Source organism: Bradyrhizobium sp. LTSPM299 (assembly GCF_000938235.1).
GTDB lineage: Bacteria > Pseudomonadota > Alphaproteobacteria > Rhizobiales > Xanthobacteraceae > Bradyrhizobium.
The window spans coordinates 270,478-281,862 of the sequence record NZ_JYMU01000006.1; the positions used below are offsets into that span (position 1 = coordinate 270,478).

Below are 11,385 nucleotides of genomic sequence, written 5' to 3' on the forward strand. Positions count from 1 at the left end.
GTCAGTGTGAAACGCCAGGATCTCGCCAATCTCCTGATCGGTCTCGTCGTCCTTGCCGCGGCCGTAGCACTTCCGTTCTATGTCGACAGCCGCTATGTGATCGGCCAGGTCACGCTCGGCCTGTTCTATGCGATCGTCGCCTCACAGTGGAATCTGCTGTTCGGCTTTTCCGGCGTCTTCTCGCTGGCGCAGATGGCGCTGTTCGGCTTCGGCGGCTATGCCACCGCGATGCTGTGTTTCTACTTCGGCATCAGCGTCTGGATCGCGATGCCGCTCGCAGGGATCGCGACCGTGCTGTTCAGCCTGGTGATCGGCGCGGCGTGCCTGCGCCTCAGCGGCGCCTATACCGCGCTTCTCACACTGGCCGTCGCGCAGGTCATGTATCTGCTGATCGTCACCGACACCGATTGTTTCGTCATGATCGGCACCCAGTGCCGCCAGCTCACCGGCGGCGCGGTGGGCTTTGCGCGTTTCGGCGATCTCGGCACCCGTGCGATGTTCAAAGCCAAATTCCTCGTGGCCGATTATGCGCTCGTCGTCGCCCTGTTCACGGCGACCATGCTGTTCACCTGGGCCATCATCCGCAGCCCGATCGGGCTCGCGTTCCGCGCGTTGCGCGACAACCCCGGCTGCGCGATGGCCCGTGGCATCAGCCGCTTCCAGATGCAGCTATTGGTGTTTGGCCTGTCGTCGTTCTTCACTGGCCTGGCCGGCGGACTCTATGCCGCGCATTTCAACGCGATCGGCCCCGGTGTCCTGTCGTTCTCGACGCTGTTCTTCATCATCGCGATGGTGGTCGTGGGCGGCATCGGCCGGCTCTGGGGGCCGCTGGTCGGCGCCATCGTGCTCATCGCCGCCGATGAAGCGATGCGGGAAATCGGCGAATTCCGCTCGCTCGGGCTCGGCATCATCATCGCCGCCGTCATGGTGCTGATGCCGAACGGCCTGATCGGCTTGTGCGAGAGCATTTTTGACCGACTACGCCGGCTGCGCACGCGCAGCTCGACGATGACAGCAGAAGTATCCGGCGACACGCCGGCGTGACCAATGGAGTGAGTGATGTTTGACACGATCATCGTGGGCGCCGGCTCGGCCGGCTGCGTGCTGGCCAATCGGCTGTCCGCCGATCCCGGCCGCAAGGTGCTGGTGCTGGAGGCCGGCCGCGCCGCGCCACTGGCGTCGGATATTCCGTCGGACTGGCCGACGATGTTCAACACCGCGGTCGATTGGGGCTACTACACCGAACCGCAGGCGGGTTGCCGCGGCCGCCGCGTGTTCTGGCCGCGCGGCAAGATGGTCGGCGGCTCCGGCGCGATGAATGCGATGATCTATATCCGCGGCCTGGCGTCGGACTATGACGGCTGGGAAAAGGCAGGCTGCGCCGGCTGGGGCTGGCGCGACGTGCTGCCGGACTTCATCGCATTCGAGAACAACGCCGACTTCACCGACAGCCCGCTGCACGGCACCAGGGGTCCGCTTTATGTCGCCAGCGTTCCCTTCATGGATCCCAACGAACATCTGTGGCTGCAGGCCGCGAAAGCTGCCGGGCTCACGCACAATCTCGATTTCAACGGCGCGAGCCAGGAGGGCGCCGGCTTCTTCCAGTTCGTGATCAAGCAGGGCGAGCGGTTCGGAACCGGCAAGGCATATCGGCGGCCCGCGCTGGAGCGCCCCAACCTCACGGTCAAGACCGGCGTCCGCGTGATCCGCATCGTCATCGAAAAAGGACGCGCAACCGGCGTCGAATATCTCGAGAATGGCCAGTTGAAGACGGCGCACGCGAACAGCGACGTCGTGATGTCCTCCGGTGCGATCGGCTCAGCCCAGCAATTGCTGCTGTCTGGCATCGGTCCGGCCGACGAACTCAAGGCGGTCGGCGCGACGCCGGCGCTTGACCTGCCCGGCGTCGGCAAGGATCTCCAGGATCACATCAATATTCCGATCACCTTCTACACCAGGGAAAAGATCGGCGTCGGCGCCTGGACCGACGAGAGCCTTGAGGCCAGCCTGAAGGAATGGCAGGACAGCCGCAGCGGTCCCCGCTCCTCGCCCTGGGTTGCAGCCGGCGCCCATGTCCGCAGCCGTCCCGAGGTCGAGCCCGATCTGCAGCTCTATGGCGCGATAAGCCCGCACCGCGACTATGTGCGCTTCCTGTCGTCGAAGCCGGGCATCACGCTGCACTCGACCTTGCAGCGGCCGAACAGCCGCGGCGAACTGACGTTGCGTTCGGCCGATCCGCTGGAATATCCATCGATCGACCCGCGCTATTTCTCATCCGACCCGACCGGCCAGGACGTCCGGACGCTGGTGGAAGGCGTGCGGATCAACCGCCGCATCGCCGCACAGTCTCCGCTCAAGGAGCTGATCGAGGGCGAGATCACGCCGAGCGCGGAGGCCACCAGCGAAGCCGATATCGCCGAGTACGTCCGCGGCCACTGCACGACGTTGTACCATGCTTCCTCGACCTGCCGGATGGGCACCGACAAGATGGCGGTGGTCGATCCCAGGAGCTTCAAGGTGCATGGTCTCGAAGGGCTTCGCGTCGCCGACGCCTCTGTGATTCCCATTATGATCTCGGGCAACATCCAGACGCCAACGATCCTGATCGCCGAGCGCGCCGCTGCAGCGATTATCGGCTAGCGCTGCTCCCAACTTTCTCGCTAGAACGGAGGGACCGCGACAAGTCATTGAGCCGAGCGATCGAGATGACCGAGATCAAGTTAGTCAATGTCTTCACGCATAGGGGCGCCGGCGGCAATCCCTGCCCGATCGTCATCAACGCCTCGGCGCTGCCGAGCGAGGAGATGCAGGGTATCGCCGGACATTTCGGGCACGAGTCCGGATTCGTCCTGCCGGCCGCCAACGACGACGCCGACTACATCTTCCGGTTCTGGGTTCCCCGCCATGAGATGGAAATGTGCGGCCACGCCACGATCGGCGCGCTTTGGGCGATGGCGACGACCGGACAGTTGCGAGCCGAACAGGTTCGTATCGAGACCCGCAGCGGACCGGTGACCGGTTTCGTCGATATGACCAGCCCCGATGATCCCTATGTCGAGATCACGCAGCCGGTCGGGAAAGTGGTCGCTCTGTCACGTGAAGAAGAAGACCTGGTGCTGGCGGCGTTGCACATCTCACGCGCCGACCTACTCGACCTGCCGATTCAGAACGCCGTCACGTCGCGCGTGAAGACGCTCATTCCGATGAAAAGCGTCGATCTCCTGAACAAGCTGACCTCGAACATGGCGACGACCGAGCAGTGTTGCCAAAGCATCGGATCGACCGGACTCTATCCCTATGCGATTAACGATCACGGCGATCGTCGTTTCGAAGCCAGACAATTCCCAAAATCGTCGGGCTACCCCGAGGACGCAGCGACCGGAATTGCCGCAGCCGCGCTGGCATTCGGGTTGCTGAAGAACGGCCTCGTCAAAGCCGACAGTGAGCGCATCACCGTCCTGCAAGGGCGGGCCATGAATTCCCTATCGGAAATCAGCATCCGGCTCGGCTTTGCCGGCGACAGACCGATCGGCTGCCTGCTTGGAGGATCGGTGCAATTCGTCGGCTCCCACACGTGGTGACGTCGCGGACAAGGCAGCGATCTGGAGCGGATAAAGGGAAACGACCCCTCGTATTCAGCTTGGAAGTCTCGAAATATTGTCGTGTTTTCAGCGGCCGTTCTGACATTTTCGGTGTTTTTGGCCCATTGAGATCATTGCGGAATTTCTCGTTGTCAGAATGGCGGTTGCGAGTCCCGTGTTCGCAGAACAGTTGGCTCGCCGCTTAAGGCAGGTCTCCGTAGCTCCAGAAGCGGACCTCACCAGGCGTAGCGCAGCGCGCCCTTGCCCGCGTAGGAGCGCGTCACGTCGGAGAACTCGCCTTCGAAGGTTGCGGCGGCCGACCAGCCGTTCAGCCATTTCATTTCGGCCGACGCAGTGGTCAGCGCGGAGTCGCTGGCCTGCCGGGCGCCGTTGACGACGAAGCTCGCGCCGGGCAACGCCTGGAAGGTGGCGTCGATGGCGCGGTCCGGATTGAAGTCGTGCGCCCAGGCGACGCGGTCGCGCAGGGTGAGGACGGCGGTCTGCACGGCGAAGGATTTGTCGGTGCGCAGGCCGAGTTCGCTGCGGGTGTCGGTGACGCTCTTGGCGCCATAGGCTAGCGCAAACGTATTGAGGCCGGAGACCACCTGTTCCGCATAGGCCGGCAGGTTAAACGTCGTGAATTGGCCCGCGGCATAGGGGGTGAGGCCGATGCCGCCGACCCACGGCGCAACGAAGCGATAGCCGCCTTCGAGCCGACCGGACCACGCATTGGCGTTGAACTCGGCGCGCAGATGATCGACGCCGGCGAGCGTGACCGTGCGATCGGTGGTGACGTCCTGCCAGCCATAGGCCAGCACGGCGGAGATGTAGAACGGACCGTTGGTGTGGCGGAGATAGGCGCCGGCTTGAAACAGGTCGGAGCGGCCGGTGCTGCCACCAGCGACGGAGAAATTAGTGCCGCCGCCGGCCAGCGCAAAGCCAGCGAGAGTCTGCGCCGAGAACCAATATTCGGCGCCGGCAGCGGTTCCGAACAGGCGGCTTGTTGCACTGTTCGATCCTTGTGCGGCGTTGCCATCGGTCGTCTGCGACCCGCCGAAGCCCGCGGCCCAGACGCTCCAGCTCGGCTCGTAGGTCTTTGCGAGCGGTACCTCGGCGAACATCGCGTAGGCGTCGCGCGCGGCGCCTGCCGGCGCGCTGTCCGCATAGGCCGGCGCTGTGGATGCGCCGGTTTCGCGGCTGGCGCTGAAGGGATCGGTCAGCAGGCCCATGAATTGGCCCATCGCCTGGAACGTGGTTTGCTGCGATCCTGCAGCGGTCTCGCCGGAGGCTTGCGTCAGGCCGTTGGCCGTGAGGCCGCCATAGACCAGCGAAATGCCGCCATTGGCGTTGAACGAGTTGGCGATCGCGTTGCCGACGGCATTTTGATTGCCGATCGTCGGGCTGTTGTCCGACCGCCATGACCGCATATCGCGTTCACTTGTCGCCTCGCTGGCCGTGCTGATCCTCGCTTATCCTCTGTTTGCCTTTCTGGTGTCAGTGCCGTCCGTCCCGGCGCTGCTGGTCGTCCAGGGCCTCCTCGGCGTGCTCAACGCGATCAATCTGGGTTGCCTCGGTGCGCTGGTTGCAGGACTGTTTCCGGCAAGGCTGCGCACCTCCGGCCTATCGTTCGCCAACGCGCTCACGCAAATGCTGATTGGCGGGACCACACCCTTCGTCAGCCTGTGGCTGATCGAAGCCACAGGCCGTCCGACCGCGCCTGCTCTCTATCTCATGTTTGGCGCGACGCTGAGCGTTGCGGCCCTGGCTGTGCTTTCGCGAAAGCGCCGGCTAACAGATGGGCACGCCTAGGACTTCTCTGCGCAAATCTTCGCAGGCCTTATGTTCGACCTGTCCTATCCCTACGCCACCGTCGCCACGTCAAGCGACACGCGAAACACTCGATCGGGGAGCGAGCATCAGAACGCGTAAAGCAGCCAAGTCTATGACCTAAGTCTATGAAAAGGCAGGAGCGGGTGAAGGGAATCGCCGCCTCATATTCAGCCGGGAAGGCTGCGAATTCCCTCGGCGTTCAACCGGCGTTCCGACAATACACGGCTATTTCAGTCATTGAGATCGCCAGCGCTCGACTGGTTGCGGTCACGTTGATAAGCCCCCATGCCGCAGGGAATTTTTGAGTCGAGACATGACCGTTGCGATCGAGATGGGGAATACGACGGCAGGCGGCTCGGCGACCCTGGATCTCGAGGAACTGCTGGCCACCCGCCTGCTGGTGCAAGGCAATTCGGGCTCCGGCAAATCCCATCTGCTGCGCCGGCTGCTGGAACAGAGTGCCCAATGGGTGCAGCAGACCATCGTTGACCCCGAAGGTGACTTCGTAACGCTGGCCGAACGATTCGGCCATCTCGTGATCAATGCCGAGGACCATACCGAGCGCGGCCTGCAGGTCGCCGGCGAGCGGGCGCGCATCCATCGCGTCTCCACGGTGCTCAATCTCGAAGGGCTCGACGCCGAGAACCAGATGCGGCGCGCAGCCGCCTTTCTTGGCGGGCTGTTCGAGGTGGCGCGCGACCATTGGTACCCGGTACTGGTGGTGGTCGACGAAGCGCAGCTCTTTGCGCCGGCGGTCGCCGGAGAGGTTTCGGACGAGGCGCGCAAACTCTCTCTCGGAGCCATGACGAACCTGATGTGCCGTGGCCGCAAACGCGGGCTTGCAGGGGTCATCGCGACCCAGCGGCTGGCAAAGCTTGCCAAGAACGTCGCGGCCGAGGCTTCCAATTTCCTGATGGGCCGAACCTTCCTCGACATCGACATGGCGCGCGCCGCCGATCTTCTCGGCATGGAGCGGCGACAGGCAGAGGCCTTCCGGGACCTCGAACGTGGTCAATTCATGGCCCTGGGCCCGGCCCTCTCCCGCCGTCCCCTCGGGTTGCGCATCGGTCCAACGGAGACCCAGCCACGCAGTGGGACGCCGCGACTGATGCCGCTACCTGGAACGACCCTCGAGGATGCGCGCGCCATTATCCTGGCAGCTCCACCGCCCGAGAACATCCGGCCTCAGCGCCGGGCAGCGCCAGACCTGCTGGGCCAGCTGATGGCGGCGACGCCGGCGCCACCAGAGGCGGTGGAGCAGCCACTCAGCACTGAGGAACTGGCGGAGCGGCGTGAACGGCTGGACCGCATCCTCTGTGCCATCCTGGCGGAACCCGACGCCGGATTCCGTGCCATCGGCGTTCTCTATCAGGAGTTCGTGGTCCGCTGCCGAATCGAGGGCCTCGGTTTGACCGTGCCGGACCTCGGTGACTTCCGCCGCATGCTGACGCGGGCCCGCGCCGGGCTTGGCACCGACATGGCCGAGGATGACGGATGGCAGGATGTCTCAGTCCGTGCCGCCGTCCTGCCTGAGGATATGCAAGGTGTGTTCATGATGATCGCCCGCGCGGCGAAGGAGGGCCAGCCCTGCCCCAGCGATGCGGCGATCGCCCGCGCCTATGGCACACATTCGTTCCGCCGCGCGCGGCGCCTGCTGACCTATATCGAGGAGCAGGGCCTCATCGTTTGCCAGCTCGATGGTGCGGGTCGCCGCATCGTGACGCTGGTCGAACTGGCCTGGGCGACCGCACCGGGTGCCCCCGATGCGGAAGAATTGTCGACATAACGACGTTTGAGCCTGGTCGATTGCAGACGTTCTGCCTTTTGTCTGCACGCGGACTGTTCTCGACGCCGAAGTTTCGATTCTCGTTGGTTAGCCGTTCTTGTCAGCGGACGGCCCGTCAGGTCGTCACCGACATTGAGCCCCTAGCACAAAGACCGCTGAACCAATCGACGAAGCTCGTAACCGTCTTGCGCCGCGGCGTCCGTGAGATGATGTAGTAGCCCTTGTCCTCCAGCGTCGCGATGTCGGACATCACCACAAGATCGCCGCGCCGTATTTCTTGCGAAAAGACCTGCACCGGGCAAAGGGCAACACCATGTCCGGCAACCAGTGCAGTCGCGAGCATATTGAAGTCCTGAAAGACAGGACCCCTCAGCCGCTTCGGTGGCGTTACCTCCGCCTTCCTGAACCACTCGCTCCACGCATCGGTCGTCTCATCATGCAATAAATCAGATCGTGCGATGCCTTCCTTGGCAAGCAGACCGCTATGCGTTGCCAGATAGTGAGGGCTCGTCACCGGTTTGTTGGCCCTGGAAAACAGCAGCCCGCAATTCAGACCGGCCGAATGATCCTCGCCGAGCGTTATCAACACGTCGAGGTTCTCCTCGTCGAAGCGCTCTTCGGCCCGGGCGTACACGATCCGCACATTTGTTTCGGGATGAACCGCGAAGAAGTCTGGAAGCGCCGGGACGAGCCAGCGCGCAGCGATCGAGGGGATACATCCGACGGTGATGGCGCGAGGATCGTGGTCCCGACGCAGATTCGTGGTCGCCGTAGCAATTGTCGCGAGCGCACCCGTCACGATCCGATAGTAGTCGAGGCCGGCAGGCGTGAGTGAAATGCCACGGCCCGAGCGCTGCATAAGACGACGTTCCAGCCAAGTCTCCAGATGACGGATCTGATGACTGATCGCCGCGTGTGTGACGTGCAATTCGTCGCCGGCGCGGGAGATGCTGGTGAGCCGCGCGGCCGCTTCGAACGCGCGCAAGGCATTCAGTGGCGGAAGCATCATTTGTAAGATTTTTTCACATATATGTCAGGTTTGATCATTTGTCCGGCGTCGTTTCGCGCAGCATAGTTCATATCAAATGCTTGGCAACCGACGGCACCCGATTTTGCAGGCTGGATGCAAGAAGGCGCCGCCGCAAGTTAGCATTTCTCACATTAGGCAACAATCCTCGCTGTGAGGTTTGCCGCAAAACCACAGATACAGGCGGAGGCAATATTGATCGTACGTACCTTTGAGGAGATCGCCGGAAGTGACTGCGACGTAGCGTGGGGAAACGGTCAAAGCCGCCGCTTGCTACTGGCCACGGACGGCATGGGTTTCGCCGTCGCGGACACGCTTGTGCTCGCCGGGACGGAGTCGTTCCTCGAATATAAAAACCATTTCGAGGCCTGCTACTGCATGTCCGGCGAGGGCGAGATCGAGGACATGGAGGGCACGCGGCATGTCATTCGCCCCGGCGTGATGTACGCCCTCGACAAGCACGACAGGCACTACCTGCGGGCCAAGACCGATCTCCGCTTGGTCTCCGTATTCAATCCGCCGATCCAGGGTCACGAGCGACACGATCTGAAATCCGGCGCCAGCTCCGCCTACTGACCGGACGATCGAGCCTGCCGACAACCAAATGAGGACATCATGATCAAGACAATCGGTATCGTCGCAGCGCTTCTTGCCTCGACGACCTCAGCTCTTCTGATGAGTGCGACGGCACGGGCGGGCACCATCGCCAGCGGAGTGCTGCTGGTGGGCTCCGACCAAACGTATCCGCCGTACGACTATATCGACGGCGACAACAAGCCCGCCGGCTTCGACGTGGAGTTCATGACCGCCATCGCCAAGGCCGCTGGCCTGACGGCGAAGTTTCTCGATACCAGGTTCGAAAACCTGATCATTGGAGTCGGCGGCGACAAGTTCGACGTGATCGCATCAACGCTCTATGTCAAACCCGCGCGCGCTCAACAGATCGATTTCATCCCCTATATGAAGACCGGCGTTTCAATCGCGGTGTCAGCAAACGCCAAGCGCAAACCCGTCAGTCCGGAAGACCTTTGCGGACTGAAGGTGAGCTCCATCAAGTCCGCTGCATGGACCGCAAACCTGCAAGAGGTCTCGCAGACAACGTGCACGACAAAAGGGCTCGGTCAAATCGACGTGCGCGAGTTTCCGACGTCGCCCGAAGCCACACAGGCCGTACTCTCTGGAGGCGTTGATGCACAGATGGAAGACTCCGCTGTGCTCAAGCAGGCGGCCACTGCCACGAACGGCAAGATTGTGATTTCAAGCACTTCGACCCTTTATCCGGTCATCGTGGGTCTCGGCTTCAAAAAGGGAAATGCCGACGTCAAGAAAACAGTCACCGACGCCTTCGAAAAGATCAAGGCGAACGGCGAGTATGACGCGCTCTTGGCAAAGTACAACGTCTCGGGCGCGACCGACGGTGAATTCAAGCAGGCTGTGTCTGGGACAAATTAGGAAAGGCGGACGGCTGCAGAGAACGCCGGAGGGAGATGTGGACTGGCGCTATGTCGTCACGCTGTTTGGAAACAGGGACTTGTGGCTGGCGACGGGGACCGTCGTCATCCTGAGCATATCGACTTGGGGCCTCGGCAACGTGCTTGGGCTCCTCGTTGCGCTGGCCAAGAATACGACGATCGCCCCGCTGCGAGCCGCGGCCTCGATCTACGTGTGGTTTTTCCGAAGCTTGCCTTTGCTCGTCCTGTTGATTTTCGTCTACAACCTTCCCCAATTGGTGCCACAACTCTCAGGCGCATCCGAGCCGTTCTGGGCGGGTCTCTTCGCGATGGTCGTGAGCGAAACGGCCTACATCGCCGAGATCCATCGTGGCGGACTGCTCGGGGTACCGCAAGGTCAACACGAGGCGGGACGAGCGCTGGGGATACGCTACATAGGCCGACTTCGCCTGATCGTGGTTCCGCAGGCGTTGAGAATAGCTTTGCCTTCGCTCGCCAATGAATTCATTACGATCGTGAAGCTGACGTCGCTGGTATCGGTGATTTCGCTGGCAGAGATCCTGCTGGTCGGACAGCGATTGTACACCAGGAATTTCAAGGTCATCGACACGCTCTTGGCGGTCGCGGTGTACTATGTGCTGATCGTCAGCGTCTTTAGTCTCCTGATCCACTTCCTTGAAAGGCGCCTCGATGTGTCCCTTCGCAAGACGCCAGCCCCACGTCCGACCGACAACAAGGTCGTTCCTCTGGGTCGTACCGAGCGTCCGTTGCGCCGCTCGATCGATGCCACGGCCGAGTCCATTCTCGAGATCCTAGAGGTGACCAAAAGCTTCGGGCACCGGAGGGTGCTGGATCGCGTGTCGCTGGAAGTCCGCCGGGGGGAAGTCGTCAGTATCATTGGACCTTCCGGGTCCGGAAAAACCACTCTCATACGAACCATCAATGCCCTTCAGAATGTCGATGAAGGAACGATTTTGTTCGACCGAGAACCGTGGGTGGAAGCGAAAGGCGGTTCCTATCGATTGGCCCCTCATTTCAATGAGCGGGTCACGGCAATTGGAATGGTGTTCCAAAGTTTCAACCTGTTTCCGCACCTTTCAGTGCTGGACAACGTCAGGCTTGGACCTCGGTATCACCACAGTGGTTCGCGCCAGAGCATCGAGGCGACAGCTCTCGCGATGCTGGACAAGGTCGGCATGCTGGATCACGCGCACAAGTTTCCCTTCCAACTTTCGGGAGGGCAACAGCAGCGTGTGGCAATCGCCCGTGCCTTAGCGATGCAGCCGGACATCATGCTCTTTGACGAGCCGACGTCTGCCCTCGATCCGGAGTTGGTGAACGAGGTCCTGCGCGTCATTGAGGTGCTGGCGAACGAAGGCACGACCATGGTTATCGTTACGCACGAGATGCGCTTTGCACTCGGCATTTCGGATCGAGTCGCGTTCATCGACGACGGGTGCATTCAGACGGTAGGCACGCCGGCGGAACTACTGGCCGCCCCCGCAGAGAGTCGGATCGCGTCGTTTCTCACGCAGTCGCGGCAGTAGCTGGGGCAGCGCGGGAATACGAGAGCCCATCAGACACGCAAAACAGCCGACCGAAAGCAAGCATAAGGGCGTGCAAGGCAGCCCACTTGTCGGAATGAAATCCGACCCTCTCGCTAAATCTATGAAAACGCTGGAGCGGGTGAAAGGAATCAAACCCCGTGTT

At 62.1% G+C, this 11,385-nt stretch carries 9 protein-coding genes and 1 pseudogene; 8 read left to right on the plus strand and 2 right to left on the minus strand.

All coding sequences use genetic code 11. From position 1 onward, the window contains the following. Positions 1–6 precede the first annotated feature (6 nt). From UP10_RS02370 to UP10_RS02380, 3 genes are all read left to right on the plus strand, one after another. Positions 7–1,044 (plus strand): branched-chain amino acid ABC transporter permease, encoded by a 1,038-nt coding sequence (locus UP10_RS02370; protein WP_044585789.1) that lies wholly within the window; start codon positions 7–9, stop codon positions 1,042–1,044. Positions 1,045–1,059: 15 nt separating this feature from the next. Next, positions 1,060–2,640 (plus strand): GMC family oxidoreductase, encoded by a 1,581-nt coding sequence (locus UP10_RS02375; protein WP_044585790.1) that lies wholly within the window; start codon positions 1,060–1,062, stop codon positions 2,638–2,640. A 65-nt stretch (positions 2,641–2,705) separates the two neighbouring features. Next, positions 2,706–3,581: a PhzF family phenazine biosynthesis protein gene (locus UP10_RS02380; protein ID WP_044585791.1), complete on the plus strand. Its 876-nt coding sequence runs from the start codon at positions 2,706–2,708 to the stop codon at positions 3,579–3,581. A 236-nt stretch (positions 3,582–3,817) separates the two neighbouring features. Here the strand turns inward: UP10_RS02380 and UP10_RS02385 are convergent. Beyond that, positions 3,818–4,972: pseudogene (locus UP10_RS02385) on the minus strand (autotransporter outer membrane beta-barrel domain-containing protein); the annotation flags it as partial. A gap of 1 nt (position 4,973) precedes the next feature. Between UP10_RS02385 and UP10_RS02390 the strand changes: the two are divergent. Both UP10_RS02390 and UP10_RS02395 read left to right on the plus strand, forming a co-directional pair. Further along, the gene (locus UP10_RS02390; RefSeq protein ID WP_245321656.1) at positions 4,974–5,390 is read left to right on the plus strand and encodes an MFS transporter; all 417 of its coding nucleotides are present in this window, start codon (positions 4,974–4,976) and stop codon (positions 5,388–5,390) included. Positions 5,391–5,724: 334 nt separating this feature from the next. Continuing rightward, positions 5,725–7,197 (plus strand): helicase HerA domain-containing protein, encoded by a 1,473-nt coding sequence (locus UP10_RS02395; protein ID WP_044585793.1) that lies wholly within the window; start codon positions 5,725–5,727, stop codon positions 7,195–7,197. Positions 7,198–7,312: 115 nt separating this feature from the next. On the opposite strand, the gene UP10_RS02400 is transcribed toward UP10_RS02395, so the two are convergent. Beyond that, a complete protein-coding gene (locus tag UP10_RS02400) occupies positions 7,313–8,206 on the minus strand; it encodes a LysR substrate-binding domain-containing protein (RefSeq protein ID WP_044585794.1) in 894 nt (297 codons plus the stop codon). A 213-nt stretch (positions 8,207–8,419) separates the two neighbouring features. Here UP10_RS02400 and UP10_RS02405 point away from each other — a divergent pair, with 213 nt between their 5' ends. From UP10_RS02405 to UP10_RS02415, 3 genes are read left to right on the plus strand one after another with little or no spacing between them, the layout of a single operon-like run. Next, on the plus strand, positions 8,420–8,800 hold the full coding sequence (locus UP10_RS02405; RefSeq protein ID WP_044586136.1) for an ectoine synthase: 381 nt from the start codon (positions 8,420–8,422) through the stop codon (positions 8,798–8,800). A gap of 39 nt (positions 8,801–8,839) precedes the next feature. Beyond that, positions 8,840–9,676, plus strand: a complete 837-nt coding sequence (locus UP10_RS02410) for an ABC transporter substrate-binding protein (protein WP_044585795.1) — start codon at positions 8,840–8,842, stop codon at positions 9,674–9,676. A gap of 37 nt (positions 9,677–9,713) precedes the next feature. Continuing rightward, positions 9,714–11,222, plus strand: coding sequence for an amino acid ABC transporter permease/ATP-binding protein (locus UP10_RS02415; protein WP_044585796.1), 1,509 nt, complete (start codon positions 9,714–9,716; stop codon positions 11,220–11,222). The last annotated feature ends 163 nt before the right edge of the window (positions 11,223–11,385 follow it).